The organism is Limibacillus sp. MBR-115 (assembly GCF_040549425.1).
GTDB lineage: Bacteria > Pseudomonadota > Alphaproteobacteria > Kiloniellales > CECT-8803 > Limibacillus > Limibacillus halophilus.
In genome coordinates, this window is sequence record NZ_JBEPTJ010000001.1 from 104908 (window position 1) to 125136 (window position 20229).

General features: G+C 59.2%; 15 protein-coding genes. 8 read left to right on the forward strand and 7 right to left on the reverse strand.

All coding sequences use genetic code 11. From position 1 onward, the window contains the following. The first annotated feature begins 6 nt into the window (after positions 1–6). Together ABIE63_RS00490 and ABIE63_RS00495 are read left to right on the forward strand one after the other, a co-directional pair. On the forward strand, positions 7–867 hold the full coding sequence (locus ABIE63_RS00490; RefSeq protein ID WP_354501730.1) for an alpha/beta hydrolase: 861 nt from the start codon (positions 7–9) through the stop codon (positions 865–867). After that, complete coding sequence (locus ABIE63_RS00495) at positions 839–1861, forward strand: threonine/serine dehydratase (protein ID WP_354501732.1); 1023 nt, start codon at positions 839–841, stop codon at positions 1859–1861. The genes ABIE63_RS00490 and ABIE63_RS00495 overlap by 29 nt, the downstream gene beginning before the upstream one ends. Before the next feature lie 5 nt (positions 1862–1866). Here the strand turns inward: ABIE63_RS00495 and ABIE63_RS00500 are convergent, their stop codons facing one another. The 5 genes from ABIE63_RS00500 to ABIE63_RS00520 form a co-directional block, all read right to left on the reverse strand. Continuing rightward, positions 1867–2343, reverse strand: a complete 477-nt coding sequence (locus ABIE63_RS00500; RefSeq protein ID WP_354501735.1) for a polymer-forming cytoskeletal protein — start codon at positions 2341–2343, stop codon at positions 1867–1869. Positions 2344–2362: 19 nt separating this feature from the next. Next, positions 2363–3967: a peptidoglycan DD-metalloendopeptidase family protein gene (locus ABIE63_RS00505; RefSeq protein ID WP_354501738.1), complete on the reverse strand. Its 1605-nt coding sequence runs from the start codon at positions 3965–3967 to the stop codon at positions 2363–2365. 249 nt (positions 3968–4216) lie between these two features. Beyond that, positions 4217–7411: an error-prone DNA polymerase gene (locus tag ABIE63_RS00510; RefSeq protein WP_354501741.1), complete on the reverse strand. Its 3195-nt coding sequence runs from the start codon at positions 7409–7411 to the stop codon at positions 4217–4219. Positions 7412–7427: 16 nt separating this feature from the next. Then, on the reverse strand, positions 7428–9038 hold the full coding sequence (locus tag ABIE63_RS00515; protein ID WP_354501744.1) for a DNA polymerase Y family protein: 1611 nt from the start codon (positions 9036–9038) through the stop codon (positions 7428–7430). Next, entirely contained in the window at positions 8941–9702 is a 762-nt protein-coding gene (locus tag ABIE63_RS00520; RefSeq protein ID WP_183415293.1) for an ImuA family protein, read from the reverse strand. Before ABIE63_RS00520 ends, ABIE63_RS00515 begins: the two co-directional genes overlap by 98 nt. 156 nt (positions 9703–9858) lie before the next feature. Between ABIE63_RS00520 and ABIE63_RS00525 the strand changes: the two genes are divergently transcribed. Then, positions 9859–10290 carry a PaaI family thioesterase gene (locus ABIE63_RS00525; protein ID WP_183415294.1) on the forward strand — a complete coding sequence of 144 codons (432 nt, stop codon included), beginning with the start codon at positions 9859–9861 and terminating at the stop codon, positions 10288–10290. Positions 10291–10292: 2 nt separating this feature from the next. Here the strand turns inward: ABIE63_RS00525 and ABIE63_RS00530 are convergent, their stop codons facing one another. Further along, the gene (locus ABIE63_RS00530) at positions 10293–13556 is read right to left on the reverse strand and encodes an AsmA-like C-terminal domain-containing protein (protein WP_183415295.1); all 3264 of its coding nucleotides are present in this window, start codon (positions 13554–13556) and stop codon (positions 10293–10295) included. Positions 13557–13658: 102 nt separating this feature from the next. Between ABIE63_RS00530 and ABIE63_RS00535 the strand changes: the two genes are divergently transcribed. The 5 genes from ABIE63_RS00535 (at position 13659) to ABIE63_RS00555 (ending at position 19058) form a co-directional block, all read left to right on the forward strand. After that, positions 13659–16622, forward strand: a complete 2964-nt coding sequence (locus tag ABIE63_RS00535; RefSeq protein ID WP_354501749.1) for a bifunctional [glutamine synthetase] adenylyltransferase/[glutamine synthetase]-adenylyl-L-tyrosine phosphorylase — start codon at positions 13659–13661, stop codon at positions 16620–16622. Positions 16623–16646: 24 nt separating this feature from the next. Further along, the gene (gene bcp / locus ABIE63_RS00540; protein WP_354501752.1) at positions 16647–17111 is read left to right on the forward strand and encodes a thioredoxin-dependent thiol peroxidase; all 465 of its coding nucleotides are present in this window, start codon (positions 16647–16649) and stop codon (positions 17109–17111) included. A 5-nt stretch (positions 17112–17116) separates the two neighbouring features. Beyond that, the gene (locus ABIE63_RS00545; RefSeq protein ID WP_354501755.1) at positions 17117–17932 is read left to right on the forward strand and encodes a ferritin-like domain-containing protein; all 816 of its coding nucleotides are present in this window, start codon (positions 17117–17119) and stop codon (positions 17930–17932) included. Between the two features lie 19 nt (positions 17933–17951). Further along, positions 17952–18167: a hypothetical protein gene (locus tag ABIE63_RS00550; RefSeq protein ID WP_183415299.1), complete on the forward strand. Its 216-nt coding sequence runs from the start codon at positions 17952–17954 to the stop codon at positions 18165–18167. Positions 18168–18278: 111 nt separating this feature from the next. Further along, positions 18279–19058 carry a 2OG-Fe(II) oxygenase gene (locus tag ABIE63_RS00555; protein ID WP_354501758.1) on the forward strand — a complete coding sequence of 260 codons (780 nt, stop codon included), beginning with the start codon at positions 18279–18281 and terminating at the stop codon, positions 19056–19058. A 7-nt stretch (positions 19059–19065) separates the two neighbouring features. Here the strand turns inward: ABIE63_RS00555 and prfB are convergent. After that, positions 19066–20197 (reverse strand): peptide chain release factor 2 gene (gene prfB / locus ABIE63_RS00560; RefSeq protein WP_183415302.1). Its coding sequence is split into 2 segments (ribosomal slippage): positions 19066–20127 and positions 20129–20197, totalling 1131 coding nucleotides; the frame shifts between segments, so codons are not numbered across the junction. Positions 20198–20229 lie beyond the last annotated feature (32 nt).

The window sequence follows — 20229 nt, forward strand, 5'->3', positions numbered from 1 at the left end:
AACCGGATGACTCCTCGCCGTGACCTGAAAGTCCGAACGAAGGACGGCCTGCGTCTCCACGTCGAGGACTGGGGCGATCCGCTAGACGACACGGCTCCGTTGCTTTGTCTCAGCGGTTTGACCCGGAACACACGCGACTTTCGGGAGCTGGCTGAACGGCATGCTCCGCATCGCCGTGTTGTCACTTTCGATTACCGAGGCCGGGGTCGATCCGATCGGGATAGCAACTGGCGCAACTACCGCCCAGAAGTTTATCTGGATGACGTTTTCCAGGTGATCGCCGCGACAAACCTCCACCACTTCGTTGTGGTGGGAACCTCCCTGGGCGGTTTACTAACCATGGGTATGGGCCTTTTGATGCCCGCCGTTTTCAAAGCCGCGGTCATCAACGATATCGGTCCCGATTTCACTCCAGGCGGTGTCGAGCGGATACTTGCAGCAATTGGCGAAGATAAACCGCAGGCGGATTGGCCCGATGCTATGGCTCATATTGCCAGCAACTTCCCGCCCGGCAGTTACCCACGCGCGGATGAGAACACCTACCGCAAACTAGCCGAGACCGCGTTCAAGGCCGGCGACGACGGAAAATTGCATTTCAGTTGGGATACGGCGATTGCCCAGGCGCTCGTTGAGGGACCGCCACCGGGCGACCTCTGGCCACCGTTTTTGAGCTTGAAGCAAAAGCCGCTTTTACTGGTCCGGGGGGAGACATCCGATCTCCTGAGCGCGGAAACGGCCGCACGCATGGCCGAACTGCATCCGGACATGACCGAGGTGTGCGTTAGAGGCACGCCACACGCCCCGACATTGGATGAACCCGAAGTGGAGCTAGCGATCGATGAGTTCCTCGCCCGTATCGATTCCTAAGACCTCTGCGTCCGACCTAACGACACCGGTCTTTGCCGATGTTCTGGCCGCCGCCGAGAGGCTGAAAGGCCATGCCATCCGTACGCCGTTGCTCGAGAATATGGCGCTAAACGAGCGTACCGGCGGCCGAATTCTGATCAAACCGGAGGTCCTGCAACGCACAGGGTCTTTCAAGTTCCGCGGCGCTTACAATGCAATTTCCAGCCTTCCCGCTGACGCAAAAAAGCGCGGTGTTATTGCCTACTCCTCAGGAAACCACGCGCAGGGCGTGGCCGCCGCCGCCCAGATTTGCAGCATTCCGGCGCGTATCGTCATGCCGTCGGACGCCCCTGCCATCAAGGTTCAGAATACCAAAGGCTATGGCGCGGAGGTCATCCCCTACGACCGGTTTGGCGAGAACCGCGAAGAAATCGCTGCTCGTATCTGCGCCGAATACGGAAGTTATTTGATCGCACCCTATGATGATCGCCGGATCATTGCCGGCCAGGGCACTTGCGGCCTGGAGATTGCCGAACAGGCCGAGGCGCTTGGCGCGCTTCCAGAAGAGGTCCTTACGTGCTGCGGCGGCGGCGGATTGACGGCAGGTATCGCCCTCGCCCTCCAGAACAGGCTTCCAGATACCGCACTAACGCTCGTTGAACCTGCCGGATTCGATGATACGGGACGCTCGCTTGGGAGCGGATCAAGAGAGGCAAACGACCCCGCGGCAAGGTCGATCTGCGACGCATTGCTTTCACCAATGCCGGGGAACTTAACTTTTCAGATCAATAAGAGCCTGGTCACTCAAGGCGTGGCTGTTAGCGACGACGAAGTAATGGACGCCATGGCATTCGCGTTTCGTTGGTTGAAGTTGGTTGTTGAACCAGGTGGCGCCGTCACGCTAGCCGCCGTTCTCTCAGGCAAGGTCGCGACGCAAGGCCGAACCTTGGCCATCGTCCTTTCAGGCGGGAATGTCGACTGGCCGCGGCTCCAAGAGGCTCTTGAAAGAGCCTGACCCCATCAAACGGGCGACGACGACGTATTACTGCCGGATGAATTTGCGCTGGCCGCCGAAGTGCCGGACGAGGCTGCTGTGGTCTTGGGCTGCATGGAAGCCGGACGGGCATCCTCGATACGTTTGAGCATGCCTTCGATGAAGGCGCCCGCGTCAATGGACAAGGATTTATGCATAATATCGCCGGTCACCTTCGCGCTGGCGAGGAGAGCGACATTGGTTGCGTGTATCTCGCCATCGACCTGGCCCGATACCTTGACCTCTTCGGCCCGTATGACGCCTTTGACTCGCGCACCATGTCCGATCGTGACGCTTCGGCTCAAAACATCGCCATCAACCTGTCCGTCAATCTGAATATCGCCATCGGATTCAAGGTTTCCGCGAATCGTCAGATCGTTGCTGATGATCGACGGCACGCCCCCGATCGATGCACGAGGGCGACTGCCAAGGCCATTGTCCTTGGGCTCCGGGGAGGGGGTCATATCGGAAGGTCCTCCGTTCTTAGCCTTTGAAAACATGCCTACCTGCCTCCAGGAAGTTATCCGGGTTGAGCGGGTTGCCATCGATGCGGATCTCGTAGTGCAGGTGCGGTCCAGTGCTTCGTCCAGACGTCCCTACGGCACCAATCGGTTGCCGGAAATCAATGGTTTCACCGCGTTTCACCTCTATCCGTTTGAGGTGCGCATAACGTGTTGTAACACCGAAACCATGATCAATTTCTATATAACGGCCATAATTTCCAAACCATCCGGCTTTTACCACCTTGCCTGGTGCAGGTGCGAATACCGGCGTTCCCGTCGGCGCACCAAGGTCGATACCGTAATGCTGCGCCCGCTTGCCGTTCTTCGGGTCCTTACGCGGACCATAGTTACTGTTCAACTCGTAGCTATCCATCGGCGGTGTCAGAGGCAAAGCGGTTGCGATGGTTCGCAGCCCCTCCCAGCGCCGCAGGTGCAGGTCCAGTAGCGCCAGCGCCGTTTGGAAAGAGTTGTCCTGATCCAGTTCCGGCCCTACCAACGGTACGAACGGACCACCCATGCCAAGCTCACCCTCTGGCGCATCGTTCACGCGGTTCAAAAGCTTGTCGACTTCCACACCCGTCATCGCAACGGCTTTTTCGATGTCACCGATGCTGCTGAGCGTGCGTTCGGTAAGCTTCGCTACCAGATCAAGTTGGCGTTGCTCATAGGCCGACAGAGTCTCTTCCAGGCTCACGACCTGTAGTTTCAGTTCATCGCGCTCCCTGGACAACTGAGCCCGCATATCACGGGAATCATCAAGAGATTCCTGCAGGTTGATAATGATCTGCTCTAGCTGGGTCTGGCGGGCTTCCGCGCCTCGCTGACGCGTTTCGAGCGCGGCGATTTCCGCTTCGAGACTGAAGCGCTTTTCAATCAAGGCCTGACGTTCGGCATCGCCGATCACGACATCCTCGGATATGTCTTCCAGATTTGCCTGAAGCTTTTGCTTCGTCAGCTTCTCACGAGTCAGGCGTTCCTGAGTCTCGGTGAGCTGACCAAGCAAAGTTTCCCGGGCTTTCACAACTTCTTCGCGCTCGGCCTTTGTTGAATCCAGCACGCTTTTCATGGAGGTGACCTGGGTTTCCAGGGTCACGTTCTGCTCAGCGATCTGGCGCAGGCTGGATTCGAATGAAGCCAGCTTGTTTTCGAGCGCGTCGCGCGCCACGACAACCTTTGCGTGATCGCCCTCACTGCGATTAAGCCGGGCCTGAATGTCAGCCAGATTTACGCCTTCGGCCTGACCGGAAAGAATATCCTGCAGCATCGACTGGTTGTCTTCCAGACCGCCCAGGATGTTGGTGTATTGATCGTAGTACTGGTCAATCTCGTTCAAGAGCGATACGTAAGCCTGGTCGCGCTTGTTAATTTCCGTTTGCTGCTCGCTTATGATGACGGGAGAAACAACAGCCGTTACCGTCGCTGCGAGTCCCCAACCTGCTAAGCAAATCGCCAAGCCCGTCGCCAGTTTCTGCTGCCGCGGCGAAACCCGAAGAAATCGGACTCTGCCTTCGGCACGCAAATAAATTTCCCTTTCGGGAAACTGGCGATCGACCCAGGCACGAACGTGTCTGAGAATTTCCTGCATTCGAACCAATAAACGCGGCAACGCTAAGGAAGGCGGACCGTTGCAGCGTTTCCCTTGTTAAAGGGGTATCCCCCGTTGTTACCTCAGAGCATGCCTGCTTATCAGGCGCTCCGTTTAGCTTCTCGTTTTGCTCGTTTGGCTAGCTTCTGAGATGCCGCTCTTCCAAGCGCGGAAAAAGCTAAAGGTTAACGGCGAGATGAGCAAGGGGGTTGAATCAATACCGCAGTTTCCCAGGGTTTTTAGAGGCTCTCAATGAAAATCCCGGGACCGGTGGAGCGCTGGATGGCGCGCTTGCCTCCGATCCTGTGTCGGATGCCGGGCTTCATCTGCCCGACCAGATGCCCCGGCAAAGGCCGTCGCGGGCATCTCCAATTCAGCCAGACGGGGGCTCAGGTCATAGAGTTGATCGGCGATAAGATGGATAACGAGCCCTTCCTTCTGGAGCCGCCCTTGCACCGCCAACAGGCTCGACTTCATCACCACGGCGCGTTGCTTTTCAAAAAGGTCTGGCCAGATCACGATATTGGCCACGCCCCACTCATCCTCCAGGGTCGCGAAAATAACGCCTCTGGCCGTTCCGGGACGCTGGCGCACCAGGACCAATCCCGCCAACCCGAGTCGGCATCCGTCCGGCGAATCCTTGAGCGCACGGCTGTCTCGCCATCCCTCGCGTTCAAGCCGAGCCCTCAGAAACGATAGCGGATGGGCACGCAGGCTAAGGCGCAGGCTGAGGTAGTCCTCCACCACCTGCTGACCGGGTGCCAGGTCGGGCAACGTCACAACTGGCTCAGGCCCCCTCTCCTCCTCTTGCGCGGCGGCAAAAAGCGGTAAGGGATTGGCGTCGGGCAGACCCTTTATCTCCCACAAAGCCTGACGCCGGTCGCGCTCAAGCGAAGCGAAAGCATCGGCGCGGGCCAACACCTCCAGCGTACGGTTGGACAAGCGGGCGCGGCGCCACAGCGTTACGATATCCGGGTAACCATTGCCCCGCACCGAAACCAGGCGCTTAGCCTCCGCTTCGGCCAAGCCCTTGATCTGACGCAGTCCGATGCGCAGTGCCAGCGTCCCGCGCGATCCCGGCTCCAAACCGTAATCCCAATCGCTGTGATTAACGTCCACGGGCAGCACCTCGACGCCATGCTCACGGGCGTCGCGCACAATCTGCGCCGGCGCATAGAAACCCATCGGTTGACTGTTCAACAGGGCCGCGGCGAAAACCTCGGGATGGTGACACTTCATCCAGGCGGAGACGTACACCAGCAGCGCGAAAGAAGCCGCATGGCTTTCCGGAAACCCGTAAGTTCCGAAGCCTTCAATCTGCCGAAAACAACGCTCGGCGAAATCCTCGTCATACCCGCGCTCTACCATGCCATGCACCATCTTTTCGCGGAACTTATGGATGGTGCCGGTGTTCTTGAAAGTGGCCATGGCCCGACGCAGTTGGTCCGCCTCGGCGGGCGTGAACCCAGCGGCGACAATGGCAATCTTCATGGCTTGCTCTTGGAACAGCGGCACACCCAGGGTCTTCTCCAGCACCGCACGCAGCGCATCCGAGGGATAGCAGACCTTCTCCGCGCCGCTTCGCCGGCGCAGATAAGGATGCACCATATCCCCTTGAATCGGCCCTGGCCGCACAATGGCCACCTCCACCACCAGGTCATAGAAGTCGCGCGGTTTGAGCCGGGGCAGCATGCTCATCTGAGCCCGACTCTCCACCTGGAAGACACCAATGCTATCCGCCCGGCAGAGCATGTCGTAAACCTTGCTGTCCTCAACCGGGACGCTGGCCAGATTGTGGTGCAATCCCTTGTGACAGGCCAGCAGGTCAAAACCCTTTCGCAGACAAGTCAACATGCCAAGCGCCAACACATCCACCTTCAGGATACCGAGCGCATCAAGATCGTCCTTGTCCCATTCGATGACCGTCCGATCGGCCATTGCCGCGTTCTCGATCGGCACCAGTTCCCGCAAGGGCCCCCGCGTCATCACGAAGCCACCGACGTGCTGCGACAGATGGCGGGGAAAGCCGATCAAGGCCCGCACGATCTCCAAGGTTTGCCGCAGGCGGGGTGCATCCGGGTCCAATCCGGCCGCGCGCAAGCCCGCCGTCGGCACTTCCTCACGGCTCCAACCCCAGATATTACCCGCCAAGGCGCTCAGGGTGTCGCTGGAAAGCCCCATGACCTTGCCGACGTCGCGCAGCGCCCCTCTGCTGCGGTAGCGGATCACCGTCGCCGTGAGACCCGCGCGATCCCGTCCGTAGGTTTCATAGATATGCTGGATAACCTCTTCGCGACGCTCGTGCTCGAAGTCCACATCGATGTCGGGCGGCTCGCCGCGCTCACTGCTCATGAAACGCTCGAACAGAAGATCTAACCGCGACGGGTCGACTGCGGTGATCCCCAAGCAATAGCAGACCGCCGAATTAGCCGCCGAGCCCCGTCCCTGACAGAGGATGCCGCGCTCCCGCGCGAAACGAACCAACTCATAAACGGTCAGAAAATAAGGCTCGTAACCAAGCCCGGCGATCAGTTCCAGCTCATGCACGATCTGCGCGCGAACCTTGTCTGGCACACCGCCTGGGTACCGCCGCGCCGCACCGTTCCAGGCAAGCTGCGCCAGTCGCGTGCCGGGTGAAGTTCCATCGGGCGCGATCTCCTCGGGGTATTCGTAGCGTAGATCATCGAGGGAGAAATCTACGCCCGCGACAATATCCAGACTGTGGGTCAGGGCTTCGGGATAGTCGACGAAGAGGCGCGCCATCTCCTCCGGAGATTTCAGATGGCGTTCCGCATTAGCTTCCAGGCGAAAGCCCGCAGCCTCGATCCGGCAGCCCTCGCGGATACAGGTCAGAACGTCCAGCAGCAATTTGCGGGCGGGCTCATGGTAAGCCACATCGTTACTTGCCAGCAGCGGGCAATCACTATTCTCGGCCAGTCTCGCCAGCTCCGCCAGCCGCCGCAGCTCCCCGGCGTGGTAGTGGCGGAAGGCGGCCAAAAAAACCTCCCCCGGATGGCTGGCCGCCAAACCCGCTAGCCAAGGCTGAAAATCCCCCCCTGGTCGGCGCGGCGGCTGAACGATCAGGAACTGCCCCCCTCCCAATGCCTCCAAGTCGCTCCGATGAAGTTCACAGTCTCCCTTTCCGGCACGCCGCTTGCCTCTGGTCAACAAGTCGCACAAGCGCCCATAAGCCGCTCGATCTCTGGGATAGCAGATGATCTCCAAGCCATCGCGCAGAACTAACCGCGCGCCCACCAACAAACCTATTCCGGCCTGCCGGGCGGCAACATGGGCGCGCACCACTCCGGCCAGCGAATTGCGATCCGCCACACCGATTGCCCGCAAGCCCATGGCTGCGGCCGCCGTTGCCAATTCCTCAGCATGGGACGCGCCCCGCAGGAAGGAATAATTGGTCGTCACCTGTAGCTCGGCAAAGGCTGTCATCCCATTCCGCCTCCGTTCAACCGAAAAGCCCATGCAAGAACCAATCGCCGCCATCGCGAAACAGCCAGAAGCGCCGACCTTCCTGATCTTCGACACGGTAATAATCGCGCTGCGGCAGCCTTGCGGGTTCGCCTGCACCCCTGGCCGCATCCCTGGCCGCATTTTCGTTCGTTAGCGGTCGTTCCCACCAGGCGCCCAACAGACGCTCGGGGCCTTCAGCCCGCGCCACCAGGTGCGTGACCCGCCGCCACACAAAGCGCACGGGTGGATGATCCGGCAGCAAAGCAAGCGTCTCGATCGGCTCGGGACGCGGTAGCAAGCGTAACGGGCGTAAACCCGCAGGATTCTGCCCATCAAACGTGCTTCTCCAAGCGTTGGGAAGGTCTCCTTTCTCCGTGGGCTCTCTCTTAACCTGGGCCGCTTCAGGCCAATGAGACGGTCGTTGCTCCAGACTGTAGACGCGCCCTGTGCCAAGGCGGTTCAGAAGGCGGTCAAGCAGCCCGCCAGTCTCACCCCGGTCCGCTTTCCTTCTGTCCGCCAGGGTCATCTGCTCGGCGCTCAGGGGCTCCGTCACCCCCGCTGCGAGGGTCATGACCTCGACCCCATAACCCGGATCGAAAGACTCTTGCCGGTCCGCCAGCAAACGGCCGAGATGCTCTGGATCACGGTTCGCCTTGCTAACGCCGATTTGGATCTCCTGCCGACTGGCATCGACCCTGTGCAGAACTAGAAGCAAACGGCGCGCGCCCTGGTCCGCTTGCTGCAAGGTTCTGCAGAGTTCCTGGAGCAGCTTCTCCACCGCTGCGGCGAGATCGTCCACGGCGGCGACCGGCTCCGAAAACCCGAGCCGGGCCTCGAAGCGCAGCGGCGCGCGGCGTGGCGACAAAGGCTCAGCCATCGCCCCCAAAGCTTGCCGCAGGCGTCGCTGCACGGCTCCCCCCAGACGCGGCGCCAGCCCGGCGGGCGGCAGCTCGTAAAGCTGACCGATCTGCAACAGGCCGAACCGCCCCAACAATTCCACCTCCGCCTCCTGCAGTCGTAAGGCTGCAATCGGCAGAGACGCCAAGGCGGCGCGCTGCCCGTCCGCCGGGACAATCCGCAACGGCTCTCCTGCGGCAGTCGCAAAGCGTGCCACGGCCCAGGCTGCTCCCGGCGTATCGGCAAGCCCCAATCGGACCGTCAGACCCCAACCCTCCAGGCGATGCAAGAGGTCCCGGCCCATCATGGCTTCACCACCGAACAGATGCGCGCAACCGCTGATGTCGAGCCAACAAGCCGCCGAGCCCGCGGCCCCCTCATTACTTTCATCCAGAGCGACCCAGGGACTGTAGCGCTCCAACCAATCCGCCAGCTTCTCCAGGCGACGTTTCTCGGCACCCCGATCATGCGCGAGCGTAACAAGACCAGGTAGCAGCGCCCGCGCTTGGGTCAAAGGCAGGCCCGGCGTCAGACCCTGAGCCTCGGCTCGTCTATCCACTGCCGATAGGCGCAGTAGCCCGCGCTCGTTCTCGGTTAGGGCAAAGGGGGCCTCAGGAAGCCTGTGTTGCCCTTCCCAGTTCCGCGCCGGAGACAGGTGGTAGCGCTCCGTCGCGAAGCGGGGCAGCCATAGAGAAAGCACACGTTTCATCGTTCCACTCCATGAGGCAGTCCCCCCGGCGCCCACCCCGGCAATGCAGCAACTCGACCTGCCAGCGCGGCCGTCCCAACAAACGATTATCGGTGCGGCTGGATTGCCCCGCAGCACCAGCGGTGCTGGGCGCAGGCGCCAAGCGCCAATGGCTGAAAGCACCGCTGCCCTTTTGCTCGGGCGGCGGCGTGAAAGACCGCAGCAGCAAAAAACAAGGGATACCGCTTGCTTCCGCCGCCAACTGCAAGCGACGGGCGGCAATGCGCCCCAACTTGCCAATCTCGCCTAACACCAAGGCCGGGCTGCTATCCGTCAAAGCTTCCTCAAGGCACCAGAAGACCTCGGCATCTCCAGCAGCGCGAACAACCAGAAGGTCGGTTGGCTTCACACCGAAGGGCAGCAAACCGGCGCCATAGAGGTCGTCATGTCGCGTGACCCAAAAGAGCGGTCCTTGCCGATTGCTTTCTTGCAGGAACAATCGCACCAAAGAGGTTGCAAAAGCGCTCGCGACACCGTCATCCCATTCCCGCCTGCAAGGCTCGAAGAGATGCAGGGCCGCAAGCGGCAACCCCCTTTCCGGTAGCAGTCGATCCAAAGCTTTCAGACCAAACTTCAGGCGCTTGCTGGAAGAGCATCCTCCCCCTTCAAGGTGAAGAATTTTCATTCTAAGCTCTTGTATTTTCTTATTTTCCTTTGAAGCTCTTATCATTTCCACACCAATGTTCTTGTTATGTTCTTTTTAGGGTAGAACGCTGCGGCGGTCAAGAAGGCCTGCGGCTTATGGACAGGGCCAATCCAATTGGGCAGTCTCTGGGAGATCATGAGCAATGCACAGCAAACACCCTCAGCCATAGCAGACCCGAACCGGGTGCGCGGTGGCTTCGCCGATTTGACCGATTATCACCTGACCGCCTGGCGGCAGGATGAAGCGGAAGTCTCGCTCTTGGTCAGACACCAGCATCTGAACCGCAGTGGCGTCATGCACGGCGGCATGCTGACCACCCTGATCGACACGGCCTGCGGGTACAGCGGATGCTACCGTGATGAACCGGAACAGTCGTTGCGCGCATTTACCCTCTCGCTCACCTGCCAGTTCATCAGCACCGCAGAAGCGGGCGCCAAGTTGACGGCCCGCGCCGTTCGCAAGGGAGGAGGCCGATCAATCTTCTACGCAAGCTGCGAGGTCACCGACGCGCTGGGTCGTCTGATCGGTCAAGGCGAGGGTGTCTTCAAGTACATCACCCGCCCTTAGCCTTACCGATCCACCTCTTCGGGAATTGCCCTGGGACGATCCGTGTCGCTGTTGCCGTTTCCCACATCGAAAAGACCACGCAGAAAGCCGGGCGCCAAGGCCGCCAGCGGATTGACGGCAACCACTGGGTCATCCAGCGGACCGGTCATCGTGTAGGTAACGGCAAAAACGCCCTCGCCTTCTCCGCCAGTCAGGATATCTCCCAACAAGGGAATTGCGCCCAGCACCTGATTGACCGCGTATGCGGGCACAACGGTGCCGCGCAGGTCGGCGAGGTTTTGATCGATATCGACACTGCCCTGCGCCGTCAGCCCCAACGCCGAACCGTAAATACGCAGCAGATCACTGGATATACGCCCTTCGACGGCCTCGAAATCGCCCTTAGCCCTCTTGAACTCAATCCCCTCGCCGCTAAGGACATTGACGATCCCCGTCAGCGAAGCGACCGTCAGCAATTTTGCCAACACCGGCGCATCGATTAGCTTGAAATCCTTGATCTCAATATTGCCCCGTAGCGGATTGGTGCGTGCAATCCCTTCCCGTGAGCCATTGATCCGCAACAGCCCCCCATCCATTGTGTCGAAAAAATCCAGGCTCCGAAACAATCCGCCAGCGTCGGCGGCGGCCATCTCGAGCACCTGCCGCCCGTCCGTTGCAGGCGCATAGGAAACCTCCACCTCGGGGGAGCGCTCCTGCCCGTCCACGACAGAACTGCGAAGCTGCTTGGGAATCCGGCCACGCAGGAGGAAACGGCGCCAGCCTTCCTTCACGCGCTCCAATTCAAGATGTCCGTTTTCCAGATAGCTTTCATCGCCAAAGCGCAATCGCTCGATGTTACGCAGCGTCAGAGTCAGGTGTGTGTCATCCGGTTCGGTAGCGGCGGTATCCTCATCCTCATCACTTTTCAGAAACGGTCGAGCGTCCAGGCTTCCCCCCGCTACGGATACCGTCAAGCGCTTAGGACCACGTGTAATTTCCACATCCCGCAAGGCTTGCTCGCCAAACGCTAGCGCACTCAATCGCGCTTGAGCGATATCGCGGCCCTCTGCGTTGAACTGAGCGTCGCCGGATAATTTTAGTGTTCCCGCCGTCACCTGAATATTCTGAAGGCTTCGCGGTGTACCCTTCAAAAGAGACAAGGAAAAGCTTGCCTGCCCTTCCTCACCCGCTGCTTTTCGCCAGTTCCCGAGATCTCTGATCTCCATCGTCGCGGAGGTAAGCGAGGCCTTCACATCTACTTGGGCTTCGCCTTTAGCTTGTTCTGTATAGAGGAAGTCCGCGGAGAACGGCCCCGTCAAGTAAGGCGCGCTGGCAATCCCAAAAATCTGCAGTTTTTCGTGGCCCACGGTCGCCACAGTCCCTTCGAGACGGCGTCGAATTCCCTTTACTGGCGTGAAATTCTCACGCCATTTGAATGTAAGCGGGACATCAGCAAGGCTGGCTTCTCCGGCAATCGACATACTGTCCTTCGATAAATCGAGCTTTACATTGGCACCCGTCACGTCCTGCCCAAGGAGCACTTTGATCAACCCCGTGTCGGTCAGATCTCCCTGGGCCGAGACATCCATTTCATCAAAGGTCAGATCGGCCAACAACGGAAACGCAAACCGGGCTCGCGCCGAGACACTGCCGACCGCACCTTCCGTGTTCAGACCGAGTTTATCAATCAAGGCCACGCGGGGGTGATTCAACAAAGAGAACACACTTGGCAGCGGGCCAATTGCAGTAAACTCCACCGCAAGAAATTGTTCCTTGGCATTCAGGCCGGTTATATCCAAAGTGCCGCTGCCCAGCACAATGTCACCTGAGGTCCCCCCCTGCATCTCGAGCACCAGTCCCTGGGGCGAGAATGTGGCCGTACCATCTACACCCACCACCGGTGGCATGGGGCGCAGGTAATGGGCATCGACACCGGCAAACGTGAAAGTGCCATCGAGGTTTTCCAGGACCAACTCGTCCCAATTGCCTAACGGCGCGAAGAGCGCGACCTCCCCCACTAAGTTATCGACATCTCCGGCGGTAATATTTTCAAGCACCCAATCACGCCCGTTTTGCGATACGCCCTCCGGCCAGTACAAAGGCAGTGCTTCAACATCCATGCCTGCCAGTGTGAATTTCAGTCTGGTTCTGAGATCTCGCGCCTGACGACCGAACAGGTCACCCGACAGACCTTGCAACTCGCCGGAGAGTGCGAGCTCGGGCCCGCTATCACCTTGTCCCAGGGAAATATCGAAGCGGCGCAAATTGACGGTCGCACGCAAAAGATCGACCCCTGCTTCCAGCCGCACACCGCGGACCGGAAACACCGTCATATCAACGCCGGGCACCGTGATAAAGCCTGGGCCTCCGTCTATCTCCAACCCCGCCTGAGTTATAGTGCCAGCCGCGTTCAGGGAGACAACCATCGTGCCACGCAGCTCCAGGTCCAGGCCTTGCAATTCCTTGAGTTCGCGAAAGGGCAGAAGAGCGGCAAGACGACCCGGATGAATACCCGAGAAGCGAGTCGTCGCATCTATCCGACCGGTTTCCTGTTCGTAGTTTGCATCGGCCGTCAGTTCCGCCAGGTCCTGTCCGACTTCCAATGACAGGCGTAACGCCGCCACGATACCTGTATCGTTCCGACGCATATCGATGTAGGCCTGCGGAGCGCGCCACGTCAGGCCCGAATTTTCGTCGCTCATGACCAAGCTTGCGCCGATAATTCTTACACGCCGCAGGGCTGAGAAAATCGACGGCTCACTCGGTTCCTGGTCGTCGGACGAGGTGCCCTCTTCAAGCCAGTCGTCAAGCGTCAACTCGTTGAGTCCGCCGGAATCCGTTTGTGGCAAGGCAGGGTCATCACCTTTCACACCCGCAGATGTGAGCCGGACACGCCCCTCTGCGGTGCGCGCCAGGCTTAAGCTGATGCCAATCACATCAACCTGCTCCACAGCGATCCGCCCCTCCAGAAGCAGTGGCAGGCTTATACGCACGTCGGCGCGTGGTAATTCGAGGATCGCAACCCCTTCCGAATCCCGCAAGCTTATGCCGAACGCACGGAACTCGGGACGCCGCAAGTCTTCATCCCAGGCCAAAGACATGTCCGAGATTCTTGCATCGATCCCACGACCCGGATCGGAAAGCGAATCCTCGAGATAAGGCGTGATGAAGGAAAGCGTGATGGGGCCTTCGGACAAGCGCCAGACCAATGCCAAGCCCAGGAAAAACACCATGACCAAAGCGCCGATTATGATTTCCGCAACGATCTTGGTTGAATGGCGAATCATCTGCGGTATGAATCCCTGCGCGGGTTTGAATTACAGCAACCGTCGGGCTTGACCCTGAGGGGCTTCCTTCACACTCTTGCCATGCCATATACGGGAGCCGCAATGCACAGCGCTTTTTTGCAGGATAATACCAAATTACTTGTGGGCAACCGTCCTCGTGCGGAGCGTTGCCTGGAACAGTGGCTGGACAACCTGCAACGGAGCGAGGGCGAGCCCTGGCATACCGCCGCGCAAACCCTGGTAGAGTCAGCCGATAGCCGGTTGTTGTTGGAGGTGATTTTCGGCAATTCTCCGCACCTTTCCGCTTGCGCGCTCGCGGACCCGGGTTTCACCGCGTTGCTCTTCGAAAAGGGGCCGCCCGCGCTCGATGCGTCGAATGTGCGTCTGGTTGACGAGGTGGAACAGGCAGAAAATCAAGTTGCCGTGATGCGTGCGCTTCGGCAGGCCAAGCGGCGGATGGCACTGGCCGTGGGGGTGATTGACATCACGGCGGCGCAACCGTTGGAACTCATAACCGCAGCCCTGTCCGATTTTGCTGAACTGGCCCTGGATATCGCCCTCACCTTCTTGCTGCGTCAAGCTGCGCAGCGTGGAGAACTGGAGTTTCAAGAAGGCGAAGACCCACTGTCCAGCGTCGGTTACTTTCTCCTGGGAATGGGCAAGTTAGGCGCGAAAGAGCTCAACTATTCCTCCGATATAGACTTGATTGCCATCTATGACCCCCATAGGGCGCCGCTGACCGGAAAACGCGACCATCAGGATTTGTTCGTTCGGCTGACGCGGGATGTGGCACGCATAATGGATGAGCGAACGGCGGATGGGTATGTCTTCCGAACCGACTTTCGCCTGCGCCCCGACCCGGCGGCCATGCCGCTTGCCCTGACCTACTTAGCTGCTGAAACCTACTATGAGAGCTTGGGTCAGAATTGGGAGCGGGCAGCCATGATCAAGGCGCGCACCGTCGCCGGCGACCGCAAGCTGGGAGCCGAGTTTTTGCGTTCGCTTCGGCCCTTCGTCTGGCGTCGAAACTTGGACTTTTGGGCCATCCAGGACATTCATTCGATCAAACGCCAGATACATGCGGCCAAGGGCGGCAAGGAAATCGCGGTCGAGGGCCACAACATCAAGCTCGGTCGCGGCGGGATACGCGAGATCGAATTTTTCGTCCAGACCCAGCAGCTAATCTACGGCGGTCGCGATCCAACGTTACGCACATCGCAAACGCTTGAGGGGCTGCAATTGCTGGCAGCAAACCGGCGCATAGAACCCAAGACCGCTGAAGATATGACCCAGGCGTACAGAGAGCTAAGATGCATCGAGCATCGCCTTCAGATGATTGAGGACCAGCAGACTCACAGCATTCCGACTCAACCGGAGGCACTCGCGGAGGTGGCGGCCTTCTTGGGTTTTGACGAAGTCGCCGCATTTCGTCGGCATCTGATTGCCATCTTGGAAACCGTTGAGCGCTACTACGCGGCGCTGTTTGAAGAATCAGCCGATTTGGCGGAGCGTGGGAATCTGGTCTTTACCGGCGGCGAGCCGGACCCCGACACCATGACGACCTTGACCGACATGGGCTTTTCCGACGGCGAGCGCGTCTACAATTTGGTAAAAGGTTGGCACCATGGCCGCTACCGGGCACTGCGCGCGACCCGCGCCCGGCAGATTCTCACCGAAATCATGCCGACACTGCTACAAGAGCTTGCGGACACGCCTGACCCGGATGAGTCGATACTGCGATTTGACGCCTTCATGCAGGGCTTGCCCGCAGGCGTACAGCTGTTTTCAATGATCCACGCCAATCCCTCGCTCCTTGATTTGCTGGCGGAGGTTATGGGTAGCGCCCCCCTGCTAGCCGAGCATCTCAGTCGGCGGCCAGGATTGCTCGACGCCGTTCTATCGGGAGATTTCTTTGATGCCGTGCCCGATACGGAGGCCTTAAGAACGGAACTTTCCGGCAATTTGGAACAGGCGCGAGATTTTGAAGACGTGCTGGAGCTTTCACGGCAATGGGCAAATGACCGCAAGTTCCAGGTGGGCGTCCAACTGTTGCGACAAGCCTGCGGCAACGAAGAAGCGGCCCGAGCGCTGAGCGACATCGCTGAGGTAACGATTGGTGCCCTGCACCATGCCGTCGCCCGGCAGATTTCCACACAACACGGTACCGCCAGTCAGGCGGGTATGGCCGTTGTAGCATTGGGCAAACTGGGCGCAAGAGAGATGACACCCACCTCTGACCTCGACCTGGTTTTCCTTTACGACGCTGACAGCAACCATCCCTCCGACGGCGCAAAACCGCTGGCAGCCAGCCAGTACTATGCGCGTCTTGGCCAACGCCTGATTACCGCCGTTTCCGCCATGACCGGCGAGGGTCGTCTCTACGAGATCGATATGCGCTTGCGGCCATCGGGCAACAAAGGACCGCTGGCTCTAACACTTGACGGCTTCCGGCGCTATCAGACCAGCGAAGCCTGGACATGGGAGCATATGGCTCTGACCCGTGCCCGCGTGGTTTCGGCAGATGCCGAACTTGGCGAGCGCATATCACAGACGATCCGGGAAATATTGACCGCTCCCCGTGACAACGACAGGTTGCTGGCGGACGTCGCTTCGATGCGCGAGCGCATGGCCAAGGAACATACCGCCAAGACTCCCTGGAGCATCAAGCATTGGCGCGGCGGGATCGTTGACTTGGAGTTTCTCACCCAATACCTGCTGCTGCGCCACTGTGCCGAGCGGCCCGATATCCTGACCGGCAACACCCCCGAGGCTTTGAGAAAACTGGCGGAGGCTGGCTTTCTCGATCCGACCGACGCCGAAAACCTTTGTGAAGCCGGGGGCCTGCTATTAACCCTTCAAAGCTTGCTGCGCCTGACCTTGAAGGGGGAATTGGACGAAGAGACCGCACCACAGGGACTGAAAGATGTGCTTGCCCGGGCTGGCGGAGCGCTTGATTTTGACGCCCTGAGAGACAAGTTGAAAGCAGCAAACGATCTCGTTCTTTCCAGTTACATGTCATTCATCGGCGACCCAGCAAAGGCCTTGGCGCCGGAAACTCAAACCTGAAAACGGAAGAAGGAAAGTCAGCGAATGTCCTTGAATGTTGGAGATAAGGCACCGGATTTCACCTTGCCAAGCGATGGCGGCGGCAGCATCAGTTTATCCGGACTTAAGGGCAAGACGGTTGTCCTCTATTTTTATCCTAAAGACGATACGCCGGGCTGCACGAAAGAGGCCTGCGGGTTTCGCGACAGCCTGCCCGACTTCACTGGGATCGATGCGATGGTGATCGGTGTCTCCAAGGATTCCGTCGCCAAGCACGATAAATTCAAGGCCAAGTACGAACTGCCTTTTCCGCTGGTTAGCGACGAGGACGGCTCTGTATGCGAGGCTTACGGCACCTGGGTCGAGAAATCCATGTACGGCCGAAAGTACATGGGTATTGACCGCGCCACCTTCCTGATCGATGCCGAGGGCAAGATCGCCTCAATCTGGCGTAAGGTAAAGGTGCCGGGGCACGTCGAGGAAGTTCTGGCCGCCGCCCGAGAGGTTTAAAGGGCTTGCAACAGTTAACCGAGGGCGCTCGTGCGGTGTTACGCACCGCAGATGCCGACGCAAAGGCTGCGGCGAGCCGCGACCTAGCGACTGCGTGGCGTGCCGGGAGTATCGGCGAAGTCGGTGCCGCGGGGGCACCCGACCGCCCTGCGCGTCCGGTCACACCCGCGCTACGCCCGCCGCGCGAGGTGCCCAGACGAAAAATCACTGCCGCGCCCGTCGGTCGCTTCGCGCTATTGCATGCCCTCGCCCATATCGAGTTGAACGCAATCGATCTTGCCTGGGACATGGTTGCCCGTTTTGCCGAGGCGACAACTCTGCCGCGCGCTTTCTTTGACGATTGGGTCGCCGTGGCAAATGACGAGGCCAAGCACTTCCAAATGCTCCAAAGCCGCTTAGGCGATCTGGGGGGCGGCTATGGCGACCTCGCGGCCCACGACGGGCTATGGCAAGCCGCCGAGGAAACCGCCCATGACCTGCTCGCACGCCTTGCCATCGTGCCGATGGTCCTGGAAGCGCGTGGATTGGATGTAACGCCTGCCATGATCGCCAAGCTCACCAACGCAGGCGACCACGACAGCGCCACTGTATTGGAAATCATCGCCCATGAGGAAATCGGGCATGTAGCGATTGGCAAACGATGGTTCCTCTGGCTTTGTGAAACGCGCGGCGTGGCCGATCCGAAGGCCGCATGGCAAAGCCTTGTACGCCTTCATTTCCGCGGCCTGGTGAAGCCGCCGTTTAATGAATCTGCGCGCACCGAGGCGGGATTACCACCCGATTACTACGAGCCCTTGAGTGAGCGATGCCTCAACGGCTGATAGAGGAGAAAGGCCTGTAATGGGTTTGACCGCAACCGTTGTGGCACTGGCAGCATTTGGCGTTTTCATGGTGTTCTGCAACCTCATGTCCCGCCGCGAGACGCCGCCCGGCCAGCCGCGCCTGATTCCCTACACCGGATTACAGTTCATCGGATTGCTTGGCTTCATTTTGATGCTGGGACACCTTGTCACGCTTTTAACCGGCAAACCCTTCACTGGGCGCCAAGGGTTTTGAACAGGAACGACGGAGAGCTTTCCGGTTTGAGTTGGTACGCTGCTTTTTGCAAGATCGACAATCATACGAGCGTGGTTGGCATTATTTCTGATAGCGGCTTAGGAGACGATCATGGACCTTCGGCGGATCGTTGATCTCGAGAAATTTCCAATTCTGGACCGAGATTTCAGATTCACTTGCCACAGCGATCTGAACAGCAACGGCGTCCTCGTCATGCCGGGTTTTCTGACGCAAGAAGCCATCGACTCTGTAAAGCGAGAGAGTGATACGGGGCTGCATCAAGCCTATTTTTGTCAACAAACTCATACGGTTTATCTCAGCCCGCCGGACCCTGACCTTCCGGCGGATCATCCTCGCAACCGGCCCATCAAGTCCTCGAAAGGCTGCATCACCGACGATCAGATTCCTCAGGGCTCCGTCCTGCGGACTCTTTATGATAGTGCAGAATTTCAGGATTTTCTCTGCGCGGTCCTTGGCGAAGCGGGTCTATACCCCTACGCCGACCCGCTTTCGTCGATTAACATACACTACGCCAAGACCGGTCAGGAACTGGGGTGGCACTTCGACAACTCGTCCTTCGCCATCACCCTGATGATCCAACCGGCCGAACGCGGTGGCCAGTTCGAATACATCGGTGCCGTTCGCAACGCGGACGCCGGTGATATGAACTTCAAGGGCGTGGAAGCGGTTCTGGACGGCAGGGTTGCCGCCAAACGCCTGGCCATGGAGCCTGGCGCGCTGGTTCTCTTTCGTGGGAGAAACGCAATCCACAGAGTGACGCCGAACGAAGGCGAGCGTACGCGAATCCTCGTGGTTCTTGCTTACAACTCAAAGCCGGGCGTCGCTTTGTCGGAGGCCGCCAGACTGACATTCTACGGACGTACTCACTGACGCTAGATCACGCCTGTTCCTTGTCCGTGCGCGAGGCTCCCCGGTCAAGCCGTTGGGCAAGGGCTGCTTCCAGATAGTCGTCAATGTCGCCATCCAAAACGCCTTGGGCGTTGCCTTTCTCCACGCCGGTCCGCAGATCCTTGACCATCTGATACGGCTGCAGAACGTAGGACCGAATCTGGTGGCCCCAACCAATGTCGGTCTTCTGTTCTGCTTCGGCGTTGGCGACTTCCTCTCGCTTCTGCAGTTCGTGCTCATAGAGACGCGCCTTGAGCATCGCCAGAGCCTGTGCCCGGTTCTTGTGCTGCGATCGGTCGTTTTGGCACTGCACGACGATGCCGGTGGGCATATGGGTCATGCGAACCGCACTATCCGTCTTGTTCACGTGCTGACCGCCAGCTCCTGAAGCCCGATAGGTATCAACGCGGACGTCCTTGTCGTTTATCTCGACCTCGATATTGTCGTCGACGACCGGATAGACCCATACACTGGCAAATGAGGTGTGCCGGCGGGCCTGCGAATCAAACGGTGAGATGCGAACCAGCCGATGCACGCCGGTTTCGGTTTTCAGCCATCCGTAGGCATTGTGTCCCTTGATTAACAGCGTTGCCGATTTCAGCCCCGCCTCTTCACCGGGGCTTTCTTCGAGCCATTCGCTTTTGTAGCCATGCGCGTCGGCCCAACGGCTGTACATGCGCACCAGGATTTCCGCCCAATCTTGAGCTTCGGTTCCTCCTGCGCCTGCATGGACTTCCAAATAGCAATCATTGGCGTCCGCTTCGCCCGATAACAGGCTTTCAAGTTGGCGCTTCTGAGCCACCGACAGAAGGCGCGAAAGTTCCTTTTCCGCCTCTTCTATGACGCCCTTGTCTTCTTCCAGCTCGCCTAGCTCAATCAGCGTGACCGAGTCCTCCAAGCCCTGCTCGAGTTCGCGGTATCCGCCAATGGACTGTTCCAAACGGGTGCGTTCGCGCATCATTGCTTGAGCGCGGGCAGCGTCGTTCCAAAGGCTGGGATCCTCAGCGGCAGCGTTTAGTTCATCAAGCCTGGCCAGCGAGACATCCCAGTCAAAGATGCCTCCTCAGCAGAGCCAACGACTGCTTAAGCTCGTCGACCACCGCTTGGGTTTCTGCGCGCATGGATAAATCCCTCTTCTTCGGCGTCGGCTTCC